This window comes from Ramlibacter sp. G4-7 (genome assembly GCF_057784995.1).
On the sequence record NZ_JBYNTT010000009.1, the window covers coordinates 78,953 to 99,155 of the forward strand.

Here is a 20,203-nt window from a genome sequence, read left to right on the forward strand (position 1 = left end):
CGAAGGATGAGTGCGGGCAGCATACCTGCAAGGACGGTGCCAGCCTCCCCGGAATTTCCCCCGGGGCGGCGGAGCCTGGGCATCCTGATGCTCGATACGCGCTTCCCGCGTCCTCTCGGCGACGTGGGCAACCCGGCGAGCTGGCCGGTGCCGGTGCGGCAGGAAGTCGTACCGAACCTGTTGCCGCGGGTGGCGGTGCAGACCGCCGCGGGCTTGCGCGCCGCGGGCATGCTGCCGGCGATGGTGCGGGCCGCACGTGCGCTGGAAGAAGCGGGGTGCGCAGCCGTCACCACCAGCTGCGGCTTCCTGGTGCTGCTGCAGGCGCAACTGCAGCAGCACGTGCGCGTGCCGCTGGTCACCTCCAGCCTGCTTCAATTGCCCGGGCTGCTTGCGGGGGAGCAGGCTGTCGGCGTGCTGACGATCAGCGCCGAGAGCCTCGCAGCCGAGCACCTCCGTGCGGCGGGCGTCGCGGCGCGGCGCCTGCGGGACGTCATCGTCGAGGGGATGGATCCGGCGGGCCATTTTGCCTCCTCCATCCTGGGCAACCTGGAGTCGCTGGACCCGCAGCGCGCCGGCGACGAGGTGGTGGCGGCCGCCATGCGGCTCGCGCAGCGCGCGCCCGGCCTGCGCACGCTGGTGCTGGAGTGCACCAACATGCCGCCGTATGCGCAGCGCATCCACGCCGCCACCGGTTTGCAAGTGCGCAGCCTGTTCGACGCCGCCGAGCTCGTGGACATGACCTCCCGGCCTTGAGCCGGGACCCAGGAGGCGGCCGATGAAGCGCCGGATTGTGGGGCTGGCCCGCAATGACGAGCGAGGCGCTACAGTGATCCCAACATGTCCTCTCCCGCCATTACTTCCTCCCCCGCCCGCTGGCAGTTCTGGATCGACCGCGGCGGCACCTTCACCGACGTCGTCGGCCGGCGGCCCGACGGGAGCCTGGTGACGCACAAGCTGCTGTCGGAAAACCCGGAGCAGTACCGCGATGCGGCCGTCGCCGGCATCCGGCACCTGCTGGGCCTGGCGCCGGGCCAGCCCATCACCCCCGAGGTGGTGGACTGCGTGAAGATGGGAACGACGGTGGCCACCAACGCGCTGCTGGAACGCAAGGGCGAGCCCACGCTGCTGGTCACCACGCGCGGGTTCCGGGACGCCTTGCGCATCGCGTACCAGAACCGGCCCCGCCTGTTCGACCGGCACATCGTGCTGCCCGAGCTGCTGTATGCCGAAGTGATCGAGGCCCGCGAGCGCGTGGGCGCCCAGGGCGAGGTGGAGCAGGCACTGGACGCGCAGCACCTGCGCGAGGCGCTGCGTGCCGCGCACGGCCGGGGGCTGCGCAGCGTGGCCATCGTGTTCATGCACGGCTACCGCTTCACCGCGCACGAGCAGGCCGCCCGCGACCTCGCGCGCGAGGCGGGCTTCACGCAGGTGAGCACCTCGCACGAGACCAGCCCCATGATGAAGTTCGTGAGCCGCGGCGACACGACCGTGGTGGATGCATATCTTTCTCCCATCCTGCGCCGCTACGTCGAACAGGTCGCGGCGGAGATGCCGGGCGTGAAGCTGTTCTTCATGCAGTCGTCCGGCGGGCTGACCGACGCGCACAGCTTCCAGGGCAAGGACGCGATCCTCTCGGGCCCGGCGGGCGGCATCGTGGGCATGGCCCGCACCGCGCAACTCGGTGGCCACGGCAAGGTGATCGGCTTCGACATGGGCGGGACCTCCACCGACGTGTCGCACTTCGCCGGCGAGTTCGAGCGCGAATTCGAGACGCAGGTAGCGGGCGTGCGCATGCGCGCTCCGATGATGAGCATCCACACGGTCGCCGCCGGCGGCGGCTCGATCCTGGGGTTCGACGGCGCCCGCTTCCGCGTGGGGCCGCAGAGCGCGGGCGCGAACCCGGGGCCGGCGAGCTACCGGCGCGGCGGACCGCTGGCGGTGACCGATGCCAACGTCATGGTCGGCAAGATCCAGCCCCGGTACTTTCCGAAGGTGTTCGGGCCGCGCGCGGACGAGGCCCTGAGCCAGGAGGCCGTGACCGGCAAGTTCGATGCCCTGGCGCAGCGCACGGGGCGCAGCGCGGAAGAAGTGGCCGAAGGCTTCATCGCCATCGCAGTGCAGCAGATGGCCAATGCGATCAAGAAGATCTCGGTGGCGCGCGGTTACGACGTGACGCGCTATACCCTGCAGTGCTTCGGCGGCGCCGGCGGCCAGCATGCCTGCCTGGTCGCCGATGCGCTCGGCATGTCGCGCGTCTTCATCCATCCGCTGGCGGGCGTGCTGTCCGCCTACGGCATGGGGCTGGCCGACCAGAACGTGATCCGCGAACACGCGGTGGAGGCCTTGCTGTCACCGGCGGAACTGCCGGCGATCGCGCGCCGGCTCGACGAGCTGGCCGCGGCCGCGCAGGCGGAGCTGCAGCGCCAGCAGGTCAGCGCCAACGCCGTGCAGGTGCGCCGCCGCGTGCACGTGCGCTACCAGGGCAGCGACTCGGCGCTGGTGGTGCCCTTCGGCACGCAGGACGAGATCGTGGCCGGCTTCGAGGCGGCCTATCGCCAGCGCTTCTCGTTCCTGATGCCCGGCAAGGCCATGGTCGTGGAGGCTGTCTCGGTGGAGGCGATCGTCGCCGGCGATGCGCCGGCGGAACCGACGTTGACGGAGCATCCGCAGCGCGAGGTGCCGCGGCGCGAGACCGTGCGCATGTACTCGGGCGGCGCCTGGCACCAGGCTGCGTTGTGCGTGCGCGAGGACCTACGCCCCGGCGACGTGATCGACGGTCCGGCCATCATCGCGGAGAAGAACGCGACGACGGTGGTCGAGCCGGGCTGGCGCGCGCGCATCACGGCCCTGGACCACATCGTGCTGGATCGGACCGCGCCGCGGGCGCTGAAGTTCGCGGCAGGCACGCAGGTCGATCCGGTGCTGCTGGAGGTCTTCAACAACCTGTTCATGAACATCGCCGAGCAGATGGGGCTGCAGCTGCAGAACACGGCGTACTCGGTGAACATCAAGGAGCGGCTGGACTTCTCCTGCGCGCTGTTCGACGCGGACGGCAACCTGATCGCCAACGCGCCGCACATGCCGGTGCACCTGGGCAGCATGGGCGAGAGCATCAAGACGGTGATCGGCGAGAACCGCGGCACCATGCAGCCGGGCGACGTGTACGTGCTGAACGACCCTTACCACGGGGGCACGCACCTGCCGGACATCACGGTGATCACGCCGGTGTACCTGCACGGGCATGCGCAGCCGCTGTTCTACGTCGGTTCGCGCGGTCACCATGCGGACGTGGGCGGCATCACGCCCGGTTCGATGCCGCCGTTTTCCACGCGCATCGAGGAGGAGGGCGTGGAGATCAACAACTTCAAGCTGGTCGACCGCGGCGTGCTGCGCGAGGAGGAGATGGTCGCGCTGCTCAAGGGCGCCAAGCATCCTTCGCGCAACCCCGAGCAGAACATGGGCGACCTCAAGGCGCAGATCGCCGCCAACGAGAAGGGCGTGCAGGAGCTGCGCAAGATGGTCGACCAGTTCGGCCTGGACGTGGTGCAGGCCTACATGCGCCACGTGCAGGACAACGCGGAGGAGTCGGTGCGGCGCGTCATCACGCGCCTGAAGGACGGCCAGTTCACGCTGCCTCTGGACAACGGGGCGCGCATCCACGTGGCGATCCGCGTCGATGCCGCGGCGCGTTCGGCGCAGATCGACTTCACCGGCACCTCGCCGCAGCAGGTGAACAACTTCAACGCGCCCCGGGCGGTCTGCATGGCAGCGGTGCTGTACGTGTTCCGCACGCTGGTGAGCGACGAGATCCCGCTCAACGCCGGCTGCCTCAAGCCGCTGGAGGTGATCGTGCCCGAGGGTTGCATGCTCAACCCCAACCCGCCGGCCTCGGTGGTGGCGGGCAACGTCGAGACGTCCACCTGCATCACCAACGCGCTGTATGGCGCACTGGGCGTGATGGCGGCGGGGCAGTGCACGATGAACAACTTCACCTTCGGCAATGCGCGCTACCAGTACTACGAGACCATCTCGGGCGGCAGCGGGGCCGGAGCGCTGTACGACGAGCAAGGGGTTCCGTGCGGCGGCTTCGACGGCACGAGCGTGGTGCAGACGCACATGACCAACTCGCGGCTGACGGACCCCGAGGTGCTGGAGTTCCGCTTTCCGGTGCGGCTGGAGAGCTACGAGATCCGGGACGGCTCCGGTGGCGCGGGGCGCTGGCATGGCGGCAACGGCGGCGTGCGGCGCGTGCGCTTCCTGGAACCCATGACGGCCAGCATCCTGTCGAACGGCCGCAAGGTGCCGTCCTTCGGCATGGCCGGCGGCGGGCCGGGGCAGGTCGGGATCAATCGCGTCGTGCGCGCCGATGGCCGCGTGGAGGAACTGGAGCACATCGGGTCGGCGGAGATGGCCCCGGGCGATGTGTTCGAGGTGCACACCCCGGGCGGCGGCGGCTTCGGCGCGCCGTAGCGCGCCATGTCATCCCGGCCTCGGGCGGGGATCCATGAGGCCTTTCGTCGAACTCTCCATGGATGGCGGGTGGAGTGATGCGAGCAAGAGAAAAAGCGCCGCGGTGCGGCGCTTTTTCGTGGGACGTTGAAGCGATTACTTCTTCGCGCTCGCCGCCGGCTTCGCAGCGGCCGCGGTCTTGTCGTCCTTCTTTTCTTCCTTGGCCGCAGCCTTCTCTTCCTTCTTGTCGGCCTTGGTGTCCTTCTTCTCTTCCTTGGCTTCCTTCTTGTCGGCCTTGGCTTCCTTCTTGTCCGCCTTGGCGGTGGCCTTCTTGTATTCGGCGCCGCCGACCGTCAGGCCTTCCTTGGACAGGGCGCTGGCCTTGCTTTCGCCGATGCCCTTGGTGCGGGAGATGAAGTCTTCCCAGTTCTTGAAGTCGCCGTGCTTCTTGCGCTCGTCCACGATGGCCTTGGACGTGGTCGGGCCGATGCCTTTGACGCCATCGAGCTCGGCGGCGGTTGCCTTGTTGACGTCGACCGCGGCAAAGGAGGCGGCGGCGTACAGCAGGGCCAGCACGGCCAGGATTTTCTTGAGCATGTCTGAGTCTCCAGAGGTTGGCCCGACGGGCCGGTGTGCCTGTAACGGCAGAGCGCCCGGGCGCGTTGACTTTGCGCCTAGGGGCGAACCCTGAGCGAGGTCATACCCCTGGATACGCGGGCCGGCTCCTAGAATCCTGCTCCCCCTGTCCTCGGAGTGCGCATGCAGCTGAGCCCGAGCCTGTTCAAGGCCTATGACCTGCGGGGCATCGTCCCGACGACGCTGACGGAGGAAGTCGCGCAAGCCCTGGGACGGGCGTTCGCGGTCCAGGCGCTGGCCGAGGGGGAAAAGACCGTGGCGGTGGGCCGGGATGGCCGCCTCAGCGGTGCGGCACTCGGTGCCGCGCTGGTGCGGGGGCTGGTGGCCGGCGGCATGGACGTGATCGACGTCGGCCGCGTAACCACGCCCATGCTGTGGTTCGCCGCCAGCACCTTGTGCCGCACGGGCATCCAGGTCACGGCCAGCCACAACCCCAGGGACCACAACGGCTTCAAGATCATGCTGGCCGGACGCTCGCTGCATGGCGAGGACCTGCAGCAACTGCGCCGTGCGATGGAGGCCGGCGCGCCGGCGGCGCCCGCGCCGGGCAGCGTGCGGCAGGCCGACGTGTTCGGCGAGTACCTGCACCGCATCGTCGGCCACATCCGCCTCGCGCGTCCGCTGAAGATCGTGCTCGACTCGGGCAACGGCATCGGCGGTGCCTACGCGCCGCAGGTGTTCCGCTCCATCGGCTGCCACGTGGTGGAGCTGTTCAGCGAAGTCGATGGCGCCTTTCCCAACCACCACCCGGACCCGAGCAAGCCGGAGAACCTGCAGGACCTGGTCGCGAAGGTGAAGGAAACGGGCGCGGACGTCGGCCTCGCGCTCGATGGCGACGGCGACCGGCTGGGCGTGGTCACGCGCTCGGGACAGGTCGTCTACCCGGACCGCCAGCTGATGCTGTTCGCGCAGGACGTGCTCGCCCGCGTGCCGGGCGCGCCCATCCTGTTCGACGTGAAATGCACGCAGCGTCTCGGCCCGGTGATCCGCGCGGCCGGCGGCAGGCCGGTGATGGGCAGCAGCGGCTATCCGTTGATGAAGGCGCGCATGTTCGAGCTCGACGCCCCGCTCGCGGGCGAGATGAGCGGCCACGTCGTGTTCCGCGAGCGCTGGCTGGGCTTTGACGACGGGACCTACGCGGGCTGCCGGCTGCTGGAGATCCTGTCGCGGCACGCGGACGCGAGCGCGGTGCTCGAGTCGCTGCCCGCCAGTTATTCGACGCCCGAACTCAACATCCGCTGCGACGAGGGCGAGCCGCACCGCATCGCCGAGGAACTGGTCAGGCGCGCGCGCTTTCCCGGCGCGCAAGTCTGCACCATGGACGGCTTGCGGGTGGATTGGGAAGACGGCTTCGGCCTGGTGCGTGCGTCGAACACGACCCCGGTGCTGGTGCTGCGCTTCGAAGGGCACACGCGCGAGGCGATGCAGCGCATCGAGGGGGACATGATGGCTTTGTTGCAGTCGGTGAAGCCGGACGCGCGCTTGCCTGCGTGACCGGCCGCAAGTGCGTCGCTGAACCCGTGCAGTGGTGGTGAGCGTCAGCGCGCCCAACGAAGGAAACCGTGAGCGTGCGCTGGTCCATCGCTCCACACCGCCCGGCCAGGCTCACGTCCGTCCTTGCAGGCCCAGCTCCGCGAGTGCGTCCGCGGCCAGCGCGCGGAAGCGCTCGCCGCGCATGCCCCAGGCGTAGTGCTCGTAGTGCAGGGGGCCGGGATGCGGTGGGGCGAGGAAGTCGTAGCGCGGCGCGGGGCGGAATGCTTCGCAGTCCAGGGGAAAGCTGCGCAGCGCCTGCTGCTGCGTGGCGAAGGAGGCGATGAGGTCCGACTTCAAGTGCTGCTCCTGCGGCGTCAGCGTCACCGTCAGGACCTTCTCGCCGCCGGCGTCGGCACGCGCAAGGAAGCCGCAGGTCCGCGCGCCGTCCGGGCCGCGATGCCAGGACGCCATCTCCACGATGTCCGGCGCGCGATCGCGCCGGGCGCGCAGCAGGGCCGCCGCCGCATGCACCACGAACGCCGTCGCGTCGTGGTCGGGGTGTCCGCCTTCGTAGGGTTGCGTCAGCACGACCTGCGTTCCTTCGTCGACCATGCGGCCCGCGAGCTGCCGCGCCAGCCGTGCCAGCATCTGGGGCGCCTGCTGGTCGGGTGCATCGAGGTACGCGAGCCGGCTGGGCGCGATGCCGCAGCGCACGAGCACGGTCTGCAACTCCAGCCGGCGCGCGCGCGCGTATTCTTCCGGCGTGAAGCCATGGCGGCTCGCATCCTCGCCGTTGCCCGGCGCGCCGTCGGTCACGCATACGAAGCGGGCCGACGCGAGCCGCGGCAGGCGCGATCCCGCGCCCGCCGTCTCGTCGCCGGGATGTGCCGCCGCCAGCATGGTCGCTGGCAAGGGGTCCGTGGGTTCGCCTGCGGGCGCCGCCAGGACCGACAGGAGCGCGGCCTGCGCAGGCGTCACGTCGGCGGCGCTCCTTCCCGCACCGGCTGGCCTGCATGGAGCCCGCGCCGTCGCAGCCCCGCCGGGCCCGGGCTGGCCGGGCCGCTCCGGAAGATGGCTTGGCCTTTGCCCGGGGAACGGCCGACGGCCAGGCCGAGGAAGATCAGTAGCCGCATCGCCGCCATTAGGCAGCGGCAGCGCGGGAGCCCCTGTAGGCGCAGGGCGACAGGGACGGAGTTACGCCTGGATGCGCGGGCGCTTACGAGCTCTTCAGCAGTTCCTGCATGTACTTGCCGACGCCGGTGGCCACATCCGCGAACGCGTGGTCGCACCCGGCCGCGCGCAGGGCGGTGAGGTCGGCCTGCGTGAAGCACTGGTACTTGCCCCGCAGTGCGTCCGGGAAAGGGATGTACTCCAGCAATCCTTGCTGCACGGCCGCGGGCGCGTTCGGCACCTGGCCGCGCAGGGTGTTCACCACGGCGACGGCGACGTCGTTGAACGGCTGCGCGCGCCCGGAGCCCAGGTTGAAGATGCCCGACTTGTCGGGATGGTCGAAGAACCAGAGGTTCACGGCGACCACGTCGTCGATGAAGACGAAATCGCGCGTCTGCTCGCCCGGGCCGTAGCCGCCGTACTCGCCGAACAGCTTGACCTTGCCTTCGGCGCGGAACTGGTTGAACTGGTGGAAGGCGACGCTGGCCATGCGGCCCTTGTGCTGCTCGCGCGGGCCGTAGACGTTGAAGTAGCGGAAGCCCGCGACCTGGCGCTTCATGCGCTTGAAATCGCCGCATGCGCGGCGCATGCGCTGGTCGAACAGCAGCTTGCTGTAGCCGTAGACGTTCAGCGGCCGCTCGAACTCCGGCGTCTCCTTGAAGGTGCTGGAGCCGCCGTACACCGCGGCGGAGGAGGCGTACAGCAGCCGCGTGCCGTGCTGCTGGCAGGACTCGTACAGCGAGCAGGACACGCCGTAGTTGTTGTCCATCATGTACTTGCCGTCCTGCTCCATCGTGTCGCTGCAGGCGCCTTCGTGAAACACGGCTTCGACCTTGCCGAAGCCGCCTTCGGCGAAGAGCGAGTAGAACGCGTCCGCGTCGATGTAGTCGGCGATGCGCAGGTCCGCGATGTTGCGGAACTTGTCGCCGTGGGTGAGGTCGTCCACGACGATGATGTCGTCGATGCCGCGGGCGTTGAGGCCCTGGACGATGTTGCTGCCGATGAAGCCCGCACCGCCTGTCACGACGACTCTCATGATTTCCTCCTGCGGGCTTGGGCGGAGGCCAACGTGCTCCGGGAATTCATGTGGGAACCAAAGCCGGCTGCGCCGGTGACGACGACGCGGGTCATGCGAAAAGCTCCTCGTAGGTGACGGTGGCGGTGCCGAACCTGCCCACCACGATGCCCCCGGCGCGGTTGGCGATGGGGACCGCGTCGCGCAGGCTGATGCCGGCCGCCACCATGGCGGCCAGCGTCGCGATCACGGTGTCGCCGGCGCCGGTCACGTCGAACACCTCGCGCGCCTGCGCCTTCACGTGCAGTTCGCCGGCCGTGTCGTACAGCGTCATGCCTTCCTCGCTGCGGGTGACCAGCAGGCTGTCGAGGTGGAGCGAGGCGCGCAGGTTCTGTGCCTTGGTGCGCAACTCCTCCTCGCTGTGCCAGCGGCCGACCACGTCCTGCAGTTCGGCGCGGTTGGGGGTGATCACGGTGGCGCCGCGGTAGCGCGCGTAGTCGTCGCCCTTGGGGTCGATCAGCACCGGCTTGTTCGCCGCCCGCGCCGCCTCGATCATGCGCGGGATGTGCGCGAGGCCGCCCTTGCCATAGTCGGAGAACAGGATCGCCTGCTGCTTGGGCAGCAGTTCGGTGAAGCTGCTGCTCTGGAGGGCGAGCACCTCGTGGTCCGGTTCGTTCTCGAAGTCCATGCGCAGCAGCTGCTGCTGGCGGCCGATGACGCGCAGCTTGACGGTGGTGCGCAGGCCGGGGTCGCGCTTGAGGTGCGCTTCCACCCCGGTCTGCGTGAGCAGCGCCTCCAGCTTGTGGCCGGCTTCGTCGTCGCCGACGACACCCAGGAAGCTCGCCCGCGCGCCCAGCGCGCTGATGTTGTACGCCACGTTCGCCGCGGCGCCGACGCGCTCTTCCTCGCGCGAGACCTTCACGACCGGCACCGGCGCCTCGGGCGAGATCCGCTCCACGGCGCCGTGCCAGTAGCGGTCCAGCATGGCGTCGCCGACGACCAGCACGTGCGATTGCGCGAGTTGTTGCTTGGAAGGATTCATGGTCAGAGCTCTTCGACGCGGCGAGGGGGGTACGAGTCCCAGGCCTGGCAACCCGGACATTGCCAGAAATGCTGCTTGGACTCGAATCCGCAGGCGGCGCAGCGGTAACGGGTGAGGGGTTTCACGGCGTGCTCCAGGGCACGCTGCACGTCGGGGTGGAACTGCTCGTGCTCCAGCTTCTCCCCCGCGATCCACTTGGCCGCGGCCACCAGCGAAGGCTCGCGCTGCAGGTGCTGCACGTACCACTGGCGGGCCGCCTCGGGCTCGCTCTCGAGTGCCGTGATGCCGTCCAGCACGTCCAGAGAATGGGTCTGCTCGTAGTTGGCGCGCAGCAACTCGGCCACCTCGTCGCGCCGGCCGCAGGCGATGGCCGCCTCGGTGATGGCGGCGGCCAGCAAGGGGATGGCCGTGGGCACGCTGCGGGCGGTTTCCAGCAGCAGCTCATAGGCCTCGCGCGTGTCGCCCGCGCGGCGGCGCAAGGCCGCGAGCTCCATGCGCGGGCGCGGTGACCGGGGCGCGGCCTTCATCGCCTGCTCCAGCAACTGTGCGGCCGCTTCGGGCGCCGCCTTGGTGGCCTGCTCGCAGAGGTAGTGGGCCTGGCGGCCGGCGAACTGGCCGGGGCTGCCGGCGTCGAGCTTGCGCGCGATCTCCGAGGCCTGGGCCCAGTCGCGCGAACGCTCGTAGATGGCCAGCAGCGCCAACAGGGCCTGCTCCTCGTAGGCCGTGCCTTCCAGCTTGCGCAGCGCCTCCTCGGCGCGATCGAGCAGGCCGGCCTTGAGGAAGTCCAGCGCCAGGGCGTGCTGGGCGCGGTGGCGGTCGGCGCGCGAGAGGTCCGCGCGCGACAGCAGGTGCTCGTGCACGCGCACGGCGCGCTCGTACTCGCCGCGGCGGCGGAACAGGTTGCCCAGGGCGAAGTGCAGCTCCGAGGTGTCGGGGTCGTTCTGCACCGCCTCGATGAAGGCGTCGATGGCCTGGTCCTGCTGTTCGTTGAGCAGGAAGTTCAGGCCGCGGAAGTAGGCCTTGGGCGCCAGGCGGTTCTCGATGCGCATCTGCCGCAGGTCCAGGCGCGAGGCCAGCCAGCCCAGGCCGAAGGCGATGGGCAGGCCCCACAGCAGCCAGGTCAGGTCAAAGTCCATTCGGCGGGGTGCCCTGTCCGATCAGCGTGCTGGGCGCGGCCAGGGTGTCCTGGGCGACGGGCAGGCGCGCGGCCTTGCGGTGCTTCCACCAGCGCGGGACCATGCCCAGCGCGCCGATCACCAGGCCGGCGGCGAAGACGGCCAGCACGACCAGCACCAGCGGCGCCGTCCACGACGTGCCGAAGAAGAAACGCACCGTCACGTCCTGCTGGTTGTTCAGGGCGAAGGCGAACAGGGTAAAAAAAATGGCTGCCTTGAGCAGCCATGCGAGATATTTCATTCGGCGCCTCGGTCAACGAGGAATTGTACGGGTCAGGATTTCTCCAGTTCCGCGGTCCGCTGGTCCACGGCTTCGCGCAGGGCCTTGCCCGGCTTGAAGTGGGGAACCCGCTTTTCCGGGATGTGCACGCTCTCCCCGGAGCGGGGGTTGCGGCCCATGCGGGGCGGCCGGCGGTTGATCGAGAAGCTGCCGAAGCCGCGGATCTCGATGCGGTGGCCGCGCACGAGCGCATCGCTCATCGCGTCCAGGATGGTCTTGACGGCGTACTCCGCGTCGCGGTGGGTCAGCTGCCCGAAGCGGGAGGCCAGTTCTTCGACGAGGTCCGAACGAGTCATGGATGGTGGGGCGTGCCATCCCGGCGAGCCGGGATCCACGAGGCCTGCGCACGGAGCGAGGGCCTCATGGATTGCGGGTCGAAGCCCGCAATGGCATGCATTGACTTATTGCTTGTCGGCGTTGTCCAGCTTGGCACGCAGCAGCGCGCCCAGGCTGGTGGTACCGGCCTGCTCGCGGGAGGATTGCTGCGACAGGTTGGCCATCGCGCCTTGCTCGTCCGCCATGTCCTTCTGCTTGATGGACAGCTGGATGTTGCGGGTCTTGCGGTCGATGTTCACCACGACGGCGGACACTTCGTCGCCTTCCTTGAGCACGTTGCGCGCGTCTTCCACGCGGTCGCGGCTGATTTCGGAGGCACGCAGGTAGCCGATGATGTCCTCGCCCAGGTCGATCTCGGCGCCCTTGGGGTCGACGGTCTTGACCTTGCCCGTCACCACGGCGCCCTTGTCGTGCACCGAGGTGAAGGTGGCGAACGGGTCGCCATCGAGCTGCTTGATGCCCAGGCTGATGCGCTCGCGGTCCACGTCCACGCCCAGCACGATCGCGTCGACTTCCTGGCCCTTCTTGTAGTTGCGCACGGCCTGCTCGCCTGCCTCGTTCCAGGACAGGTCGGACAGGTGCACCAGGCCGTCGATGCCGGCGGCCAGGCCGACGAACACGCCGAAGTCGGTGATCGACTTGATCGGGCCCTTGACGCGGTCGCCGCGCTTGGTGTTCTGCGCGAATTCCTGCCAGGGGTTGGCCTTGCACTGCTTCATGCCCAGGCTGATGCGGCGCTTGTCCTCGTCGATCTCCAGCACCATGACTTCGACTTCGTCGCCCAGGGACACGACCTTGGCCGGGGCCACGTTCTTGTTGGTCCAGTCCATTTCGGAGACGTGCACCAGGCCTTCGATGCCGGGCTCGAGCTCGACGAACGCGCCGTAGTCGGCGATGTTGGTGACCTTGCCGAACATGCGGGTGGTCGGCGGGTAGCGGCGGGACACGCCCAGCCACGGATCGTCGCCCATCTGCTTCAGGCCCAGGGACACGCGGTTCTTCTCGGTGTCGAACTTGAGGATCTTGGCGGTGATTTCCTGGCCGGCGGTGACCACTTCGCTCGGGTGGCGGACACGGCGCCAGGCCATGTCGGTGATGTGCAGCAGGCCGTCGATGCCGCCCAGGTCCACGAACGCACCGTACTCGGTGATGTTCTTGACCACGCCGCGGACGATCGAGCCCTCTTTCAAGGTTTCCATCAGCTTGGCGCGCTCTTCGCCCATGGAGGCTTCGACCACCGCGCGGCGCGACAGCACCACGTTGTTGCGCTTGCGGTCCAGCTTGATGACCTTGAACTCGAGGGTCTTGTTCTCGTAGGGCGACAGGTCCTTGATGGGACGGGTGTCGATCAGCGAACCGGGCAGGAAGGCACGGATGCCGTTGACCAGGACGGTCAGGCCGCCCTTGACCTTGCCGGTGGTGGTGCCGGTGACGAACTCGCCGGACTCGAGCGCCTTCTCCAGGGACATCCAGGAGGCGAGGCGCTTGGCCTTGTCGCGCGACAGGATGGTGTCGCCGTAGCCGTTTTCGATGGCGTCGATGGCAACGGACACGAAGTCGCCCGCTTGCACCTCGACTTCGCCCTGGTCGTTCTTGAATTCCTCGATCGGAATGTAGGCTTCGGACTTCAGGCCGGCGTTGACGACGACGTGGTTGTGCTCCACGCGGACGACTTCGGCGGTGATGACCTCGCCGGCGCGCATTTCGGCGCGTTGCAGCGATTCCTCGAACAGGGCGGCAAAAGATTCAGACATTGGGTTTGCGGTTTGACCCGCGGGGGTTGGGTTGATGATCCCCGCCACCGGTGCGCTGCTGCGCGAAGGGAGTGTCGGGGGCCAAATCGGTGGAGGTTCGTTTCGCTCGCCGCCACCTTGCAGCTTTGCAGCGCTCTCAGCCGGGACCGAAAGCCTGCTTTTCGTCCCACCAGCTCAAGACCTGTGCCACCGAGTCTGCGACCGTCTGGCCCGAGTTATCGAGGAGGAGGGCATCTTCTGCGGGCTTCAGGGGCGCGACGGCGCGACCGGAGTCGCGTGCATCGCGGGCCTCGAGGTCCGCGCGAAGACCGTCGATTGTAGCCGAAATGCCTTTTGAAATCAATTGCTTATAGCGGCGGTCGGCGCGTTGGGCGGCGCTCGCGGTGAGGTAGACCTTCAGGGGCGCGTCGGGAAAGATCACGGTGCCCATGTCGCGCCCGTCGGCCACCAGGCCCGGCAGCCGGCGAAAGCCTTGCTGGAGGGCGACCAGGGCGGTGCGCACCGCGGGCAGGGCGGACACCCGGGACGCGTCCATGCCGGCCTGCTCCGTGCGGATCGCCTCGGTGACGTCTTCTCCCTGCAGCAGCACCCGGCCGTCGGTGAAGACGATGGGCAGGCCCTCCGCCAGCTTCGCGATCGTGTGCTCGTGGGCCACGTCCAGTTCCAGCCCGGCGCGGGTGGCGGCCAGGCCGGTGATGCGGTACAGGGCGCCGGAATCCAGGTAGTGGTAGCCGAGGCGCCGCGCGACCTCGGAGGCGAGGGTGCCCTTGCCGGACGCCGTCGGCCCGTCGACGCAGATCACCGGGATGTGCGGGACGTCGGTGCGGGCGACCGAGAACAGGGCCTCGAAGAAGTCCGGGAAGGTCTTGGCCACGCACTTGGGGTCCAGGATGCGGACATGGACGCCGGCCGGATTGAAGGCGGCCAGGGCGAAGGCCATGGCCATGCGGTGGTCGTCGTAGGTGTGGATGGCCGCCGGCGTCCAGGACACGGGCGGCGTGATGCGCAGGAAGTCCGCGCCTTCGTCGACGGTGGCGCCGAGCTTGCGCAGCTCGGTGGCCATGGCGGCGAGGCGGTCGGTTTCCTTGACGCGCCAGCTGGCGATGTTGCGCAGCGTGGTGGGCCCGTCGGCGTAGAGCGCCATCACGGCGAGGGTCATCGCCGCATCGGGGATGTGGTTGCAGTCCAGGTCCACCGCCTGCAAGGGCCAGGCGCCACGCTGCACCTGCAGCCAGTTGGGGCCGGTCGTGACGGCGGCGCCCATCTGCTGCGCGGCCTCGATGAAGCGGATGTCGCCCTGGATCGAGCTGGCACCCACGCCTTCGATGCGCACTGGCGCGGCCACGCCGGCCAGGGCGCCCAGGGCGACGAAGTAGCTGGCGGAGGACGCGTCGGCTTCGACGTGGATGTCCCCGGGCGAGCGGTAGCGGCTGCCGGCGGGGATCGTGAAGCGCTGCCAGCCTTGGCGGCGCACGGCGATGCCGAAGCGCTGCAGCAGGTTCAGCGTGATCTCGATGTAGGGCTTGGAGATCAGCTCGCCCACCACCTCGATCACGATGTCGCGGGTGGCCACCAGGGGCAGCGCCATCAGCAGCGCGGTCAGGAACTGGCTGGAGACGTCGCCGCGCACGGAGATGGGATCGTCCAGCTTCAGCGCCCCGGCGGGGTGGATGCGCAGCGGCGGGCAGCCCTCGTTGCCCAGGTAGTCGATGCGGCAACCGAGCTGGCGCAAGGCGTCCACCAGGTCGCCGATGGGGCGCTCGTGCATGCGGGCGACGCCGGAGACCTCGAAGTCGCCACCCAGGAGGGCGAGGGCGGCAGTCAGGGGGCGCATCGCGGTGCCGGCGTTGCCGAGGAAGAGGCGCTTCGCGCCTCCGGTGGGGTTCGCTGCGCCCACCGTCCGGCCGCCGGTCGCCGCCGCCACGGGCCTCCCAGGTTGCGCAGGGTTGCCGGTATTCGCAGGGTGGTGGTGAGCGAGGCCAACCCCACCGATCCCGGTCACCTCCAGCGCGGCCCCCTTGTGGACCACGCTGCATCCCAGCGCGCGCAGTGCATCCAGCATCACCCGCGTGTCATCGGAATCCAGCAGGTCGTGGATGAGGGTGGTGCCTTCGCACAGCGCCGCCAGCAGCAGCACCCGGTTGGAGATGCTCTTGGATCCCGGCAGGACGACGGTGCCGGCGGCCTCCTGCAGGGGCGGAAGGTCCAGGAATGCGGTGGCGAACATGCTGCGGGCCCGGCGGGCCGCTCCCTTACTTGGCCTTCTGGCCCATGCGCCAGTGCGTGCGCACGAGGCTGGCCTCGGCAAGCATTTCTTCGAGCTTCTCGCCGTTGCCGTCCTCCGCCAGCTGCAGCATGTTGTGCAGGCTGCGCTGGAAGATCTTGGCCTGCTCCACCAGCTCGTGGCGGTTGGCGAGCAGCACGTCGCGCCACATCTTGGGGTCGCTGCCGGCGATGCGGGTGAAGTCCCTGAAGCCGGGGCCGCCCAGGCCCAGGAATTCCTTGCCCTGCGGCTGGTGGATGATCCCGTGCATCAGGGCGAAGGCGAGCAGGTGGGGCAGGTGGCTGACGGCGGCGAAGGCGGCGTCGTGCGACTCCGGCGACATCTGCTGCACGTGGCAGCCCAGGCCTTCCCACAGCTCCTGCGCGCGCTTGAGGTGCCCGGCCTGCGTCTTGGCGATGGGGGTCAGGATCACCTGCTTGCCCGCGTACAGGTCCGGGTCCGCATGCTCCACGCCCGAGACCTCCTTGCCCGCGATCGGGTGGGCGGGCACGAAGGAGCCGACGTGGTCGCGCAGCACGCGGCTGGCGGCCTCGACCACGTCGCGCTTGGTGGAGCCGACATCCATCACCAGCATGTTGGCCGTGACCAGGTGGCGGATCGCCTTGAAGGTGGACTCGGTCGCGGCCACCGGCACGGCCAGCAGCACGACGTCGGCGCCGGAAACCGCCAGCAGCGCCGAAGGCGCCTCGACGTCGATCACGCCCATCTGGCGCGCGCGCTCGGTGGTGGAGGGCGACTTGCTGTAGCCGACGACCCGCTTGACGAGGCCGGCCCGCTTCATGGCCAGGGCGAACGAGCCGCCCATCAGGCCGCACCCGATCAATCCGAGTTGTTCAAACATGGCCGGCATCTTGTTCTTCGCTCATTCGCCCAACGGATAGGTGCCCAGCACCTTGTAGAAAGCACACAACCCCTGCAGGTCCTTCAGCGCCGCCGACACGTTGGGCTGGGAAGGATGGCCTTCGAGGTCGATGTAGAAGTAGTACTCCCACTGGCCCGAGCGCGCCGGCCGCGACTCGAAGCGCGTCATCGACACCCCGTGCTGCTTCAGGGGCACGAGCAGATCATGCACTGCCCCGGGCCGGTTGGGAACGGAGACGATCAGGCTGACGCAGTCCTTGCCCGAGGCTTCGGGCGCCGCCAGGGTCTGCGGCAGGCAGACGACGGCGAAGCGCGTGCGGTTGAAGGCGTCGTCCTGGATCGCGTGGGCTACCGTGTGCAGCCCGAACTGCGCGCCGGCGCGCTCGCCCGCGATCGCTGCCCAGGCGGGATTGGTGGATGCGAGGCGGGCGCCTTCGGCGTTGCTGGAGACGGCACGCCGCTCCACGTCCGGCAGGTGGTTGTTGAGCCAGCCATGGCATTGCGCGAGCGACTGCGGATGGGCCAGCACGGCTTCGATGCCGGCCATGGCGTTGTCCTTGCGCAGCAGGTTCTGGCGCACCAGCAGGCTGGTCTCGCCCACGATGTGCAGGGGCGAGCCGAGGAAGAGGTCCAGCGAGCGGGCGACGATGCCTTCGGTGGAGTTCTCCACCGGCACGACGCCGTATTCGGCCGTGCCCGCCGCGGTGGCGCGGAAGACCTCGTCGATGCTCACGCAGGGCACGCGGTCGATGCTGGAGCCGAAGAACAGCTCCGCGGCCTGTTCGCTGAAGGTGCCGGCCGGCCCGAGGTAGGCCACGCGTTGCGGCGCTTCGAGCGCGCGGCAGGCGGACATGATCTCGCGCCAGATGTGGGCGATGTTGTCGCCCTTGAGCGGCCCCGGGTTGGCCTTCTGCAGGCCGTTGATGACCTGGGCCTCGCGCTCCGGACGGAACACCGGCGAACCCTCGGCGCGCTTGAGCTCGCCGACCTCGTTGGCAAGGGCGGCGCGCTGGTTCAGCAGGGCCAGGAGTTCCCGGTCGACCTGGTCGATGCCGGTGCGGAGTTCGAGGAGGGACTTGGGCATCAGGAGGTGGCGTTCTCGCCGCCGTTGGTGTCCTCACCTTCGGGCGCGCCGGCGTCATTCTCCACGATGCGCTGCAGGCCGCTCAACTTCGAGCCTTCGTCCAGCCCGATCAGGGTCACGCCCTGCGTGGCGCGGCCCAACTCGCGGATTTCGCTCACCCGCGTGCGCACGAGGACGCCGCGGTCGGTGATCAGCATGATCTCGTCGTCCGCATGCACCAGCGTGGCGGCGACGACCTTGCCGTTGCGCTCGCTCTGCTGGATGGCGATCATGCCCTTGGTGCCGCGGCCGTGGCGGGTGTACTCGCCGATGGGCGTGCGCTTGCCGTAGCCGTTCTCGGTGGCGGTCAGCACGCTCTGCGATTCGTCCTCCGCCACCAGCATGGCGATCACGCTCTGGCCGGCGTCCAGCATCATGCCGCGCACGCCGCGCGCGGTGCGGCCCAGCGGGCGCACATCGTCCTCGTCGAAGCGCACCGCCTTGCCGCCATCGGAGAACAGCATGACGTCGTGCTTGCCGTCGGTGAGCGCCGCGCCGATCAGGTAGTCGCCGTCGTCGAGGTTGACGGCGATGATGCCGCCCTTGCGCGGGTTGTTGAATTCGTCCAGCGCGGTCTTCTTCACCGTGCCCATCGACGTGCCCATGAACACGTAGTGGTCCTTGGGGAAGCTGCGGAATTCGCCCGTGAGCGGCAGCACCACGGTGATCTTCTCGCCGTCCTGCAGCGGGAACATGTTGACGATGGGCCGGCCGCGCGAGCCGCGCGAGCCCGCCGGCACCTCCCAGACCTTGAGCCAGTACAGGCGGCCGCGGTTGGAGAAAGCGAGCAGGTAGTCGTGCGTGTTGGCGATGAAGAGCTGGTCGATCCAGTCGTCTTCCTTGGTCTGGGTGGCCTGCTTGCCGCGGCCGCCGCGCTTCTGCGCGCGGTATTCGGACAGCGGCTGGCTCTTGATGTAGCCCGAGTGCGAGAGCGTCACGACCATGTCGGAGGGCGTGATCAGGTCCTCGGTGGCCAGGTCCTGCGCGTTGTGCTCGATGGTGGAGCGGCGCGCGCCCGCCTTGGTCTGGCCGAACTCGTGGCGGATCGCGCCGAGTTCATCGGTGATGATGGTCGACACGCGCTCGGGCCGGGCCAGGATGTCCAGCAGGTCGTCGATCTCGGCCATCACGTCGCGGTATTCGGAGACGATCTTGTCCTGCTCCAGGCCGGTCAGGCGCTGCAGGCGCATCTGCAGGATTTCGGAGGCCTGGGTGTCGGAGAGGCGGTACAGGCCGTCCGCGTGCATGCCGTACTGGCGCTCCAGGCCTTCGGGGCGGTAGTCGTCGGCGTTGATCACGCTGCCGTCCGCGCGGGCGCGGGTGAGCATCTCGCGCACCAGGCTGGAGTCCCAGGGGCGGTTCATCAGCTCGGTCTTGGCCACCGGCGGGGTGGGCGACTCGCGGATGATGCGGATGAATTCGTCGATGTTGGCCAGGGCGACGGCCAGGCCTTCGAGCACGTGGCCGCGTTCGCGCGCCTTGCGCAGGGCGAACACCGTCCTGCGCGTGACCACCTCGCGGCGATGCTGCAGGAAGACGCTGATCAGGTCCTTGAGGTTGCACAGGCGGGGCTGGCCGTCGATCAGCGCCACCATGTTCATGCCGAAGGTGTCCTGCAGCTGCGTCTGCTTGTACAGGTTGTTCAGCACGACTTCGGGCACTTCACCGCGCTTGAGCTCGATGACGAGCCGCATGCCGGACTTGTCGCTCTCGTCCTGGATGTGGCTGATGCCTTCGAGCTTCTTCTCGTGCACCAGTTCGGCCATGCGCTCCTGCAGCGTCTTCTTGTTGACCTGGTAGGGGATCTCGTCGACGATGATCGCGGTGCGCTGGCCGCGGTCGATGTCCTCGAAGTGGCACTTGGCGCGCATCACCACGCGGCCGCGACCCGTGCGGTAGCCTTCCTTGACGCCGGAGATGCCGTAGATGATGCCCCCGGTGGGGAAGTCCGGCGCCGGCACGATCTCCATCAGTTCGTCGATGGTCGCCTCGGGGTTGCGCAGCAGGTGCAGGCAGGCGTCGACGATCTCGTTGAGGTTGTGCGGCGGGATGTTGGTGGCCATGCCCACCGCGATGCCGCCGGAGCCGTTGACCAGCAGGTTCGGCAGCTTGGACGGAAGGACCAGCGGTTCCTTTTCCGAGCCGTCGTAGTTGGGCCCGAAATCCACCGTTTCCTTGTCGATGTCGGCCAGCATCTCGTGCGCGATCTTGGCCAAGCGGATTTCCGTGTACCGCATGGCCGCGGCGTTGTCGCCGTCCACGGAGCCGAAGTTGCCCTGGCCGTCCACCAGCATGTGGCGCATGGAGAAGTCCTGCGCCAGCCGCACGATGGTGTCGTAGACCGACTGGTCCCCGTGCGGGTGGTACTTGCCGATGACGTCGCCGACGATACGCGCGGACTTCTTGTACGGCCGGTTCCAGTCGTTGTTGAGTTCGTGCATCGCGAACAGCACGCGCCGGTGCACCGGCTTGAGCCCGTCGCGCGCGTCAGGCAGCGCGCGCCCCACGATCACGCTCATGGCGTAGTCGAGGTAGCTGCGCCGCATCTCCTCCTCGAGGCTGACGGGCAGGGTTTCCTTGGCGAACGAGGTCATTGGGTACGTCG

General features: G+C 68.8%; 15 protein-coding genes. 3 read left to right on the forward strand and 12 right to left on the reverse strand.

Going from position 1 to position 20,203, the window contains the following annotated elements; genetic code table 11:
- The first annotated feature begins 87 nt into the window (after nt 1-87).
- Both AC3EGR_RS13980 and AC3EGR_RS13985 read left to right on the forward strand, forming a co-directional pair.
- Nucleotides 88-753: an aspartate/glutamate racemase family protein gene (locus tag AC3EGR_RS13980; protein WP_488547097.1), complete on the forward strand. Its 666-nt coding sequence runs from the start codon at nt 88-90 to the stop codon at nt 751-753.
- Between the two features lie 84 nt (nt 754-837).
- Nucleotides 838-4,470 (forward strand): hydantoinase B/oxoprolinase family protein, encoded by a 3,633-nt coding sequence (locus tag AC3EGR_RS13985; RefSeq protein ID WP_488547098.1) that lies wholly within the window; start codon nt 838-840, stop codon nt 4,468-4,470.
- Between the two features lie 135 nt (nt 4,471-4,605).
- Here AC3EGR_RS13985 and AC3EGR_RS13990 read toward each other — a convergent pair whose 3' ends face one another.
- Nucleotides 4,606-5,046, reverse strand: coding sequence for a ComEA family DNA-binding protein (locus tag AC3EGR_RS13990; RefSeq protein WP_488547099.1), 441 nt, complete (start codon nt 5,044-5,046; stop codon nt 4,606-4,608).
- A gap of 162 nt (nt 5,047-5,208) precedes the next feature.
- Between AC3EGR_RS13990 and AC3EGR_RS13995 the strand changes: the two genes are divergently transcribed.
- Nucleotides 5,209-6,579 carry a phosphomannomutase/phosphoglucomutase gene (locus tag AC3EGR_RS13995; protein WP_488547100.1) on the forward strand — a complete coding sequence of 457 codons (1,371 nt, stop codon included), beginning with the start codon at nt 5,209-5,211 and terminating at the stop codon, nt 6,577-6,579.
- 111 nt (nt 6,580-6,690) lie between these two features.
- On the opposite strand, the gene AC3EGR_RS14000 is transcribed toward AC3EGR_RS13995, so the two are convergent.
- The 11 genes from AC3EGR_RS14000 to gyrA form a co-directional block, all read right to left on the reverse strand.
- Nucleotides 6,691-7,536 carry a PIG-L deacetylase family protein gene (locus AC3EGR_RS14000; protein ID WP_488547101.1) on the reverse strand — a complete coding sequence of 282 codons (846 nt, stop codon included), beginning with the start codon at nt 7,534-7,536 and terminating at the stop codon, nt 6,691-6,693.
- A gap of 238 nt (nt 7,537-7,774) precedes the next feature.
- A complete protein-coding gene (gene rfaD / locus AC3EGR_RS14005) occupies nt 7,775-8,764 on the reverse strand; it encodes an ADP-glyceromanno-heptose 6-epimerase (RefSeq protein ID WP_488547102.1) in 990 nt (329 codons plus the stop codon).
- Nucleotides 8,765-8,855: 91 nt separating this feature from the next.
- A complete protein-coding gene (gene rfaE1 / locus AC3EGR_RS14010) occupies nt 8,856-9,785 on the reverse strand; it encodes a D-glycero-beta-D-manno-heptose-7-phosphate kinase (RefSeq protein ID WP_488547103.1) in 930 nt (309 codons plus the stop codon).
- A 2-nt stretch (nt 9,786-9,787) separates the two neighbouring features.
- Nucleotides 9,788-10,921 carry a lipopolysaccharide assembly protein LapB gene (gene lapB, locus AC3EGR_RS14015; protein WP_488547104.1) on the reverse strand — a complete coding sequence of 378 codons (1,134 nt, stop codon included), beginning with the start codon at nt 10,919-10,921 and terminating at the stop codon, nt 9,788-9,790.
- Nucleotides 10,911-11,201: a LapA family protein gene (locus tag AC3EGR_RS14020; RefSeq protein ID WP_488547105.1), complete on the reverse strand. Its 291-nt coding sequence runs from the start codon at nt 11,199-11,201 to the stop codon at nt 10,911-10,913. Before AC3EGR_RS14020 ends, lapB begins: the two co-directional genes overlap by 11 nt.
- Before the next feature lie 32 nt (nt 11,202-11,233).
- Entirely contained in the window at nt 11,234-11,536 is a 303-nt protein-coding gene (locus AC3EGR_RS14025; RefSeq protein WP_488547106.1) for an integration host factor subunit beta, read from the reverse strand.
- A 105-nt stretch (nt 11,537-11,641) separates the two neighbouring features.
- Nucleotides 11,642-13,330: a 30S ribosomal protein S1 gene (rpsA, locus tag AC3EGR_RS14030; RefSeq protein ID WP_488547107.1), complete on the reverse strand. Its 1,689-nt coding sequence runs from the start codon at nt 13,328-13,330 to the stop codon at nt 11,642-11,644.
- Between the two features lie 136 nt (nt 13,331-13,466).
- On the reverse strand, nt 13,467-15,557 hold the full coding sequence (locus tag AC3EGR_RS14035; protein WP_488547108.1) for a bifunctional 3-phosphoshikimate 1-carboxyvinyltransferase/cytidylate kinase: 2,091 nt from the start codon (nt 15,555-15,557) through the stop codon (nt 13,467-13,469).
- Nucleotides 15,558-15,582: 25 nt separating this feature from the next.
- On the reverse strand, nt 15,583-16,455 hold the full coding sequence (locus AC3EGR_RS14040; protein WP_488547109.1) for a prephenate dehydrogenase: 873 nt from the start codon (nt 16,453-16,455) through the stop codon (nt 15,583-15,585).
- Between the two features lie 21 nt (nt 16,456-16,476).
- A complete protein-coding gene (gene pheA, locus AC3EGR_RS14045; RefSeq protein WP_488547110.1) occupies nt 16,477-17,559 on the reverse strand; it encodes a prephenate dehydratase in 1,083 nt (360 codons plus the stop codon).
- Nucleotides 17,559-20,192 (reverse strand): DNA gyrase subunit A, encoded by a 2,634-nt coding sequence (gyrA, locus tag AC3EGR_RS14050; RefSeq protein WP_488547111.1) that lies wholly within the window; start codon nt 20,190-20,192, stop codon nt 17,559-17,561. Before gyrA ends, pheA begins: the two co-directional genes overlap by 1 nt.
- Nucleotides 20,193-20,203 lie beyond the last annotated feature (11 nt).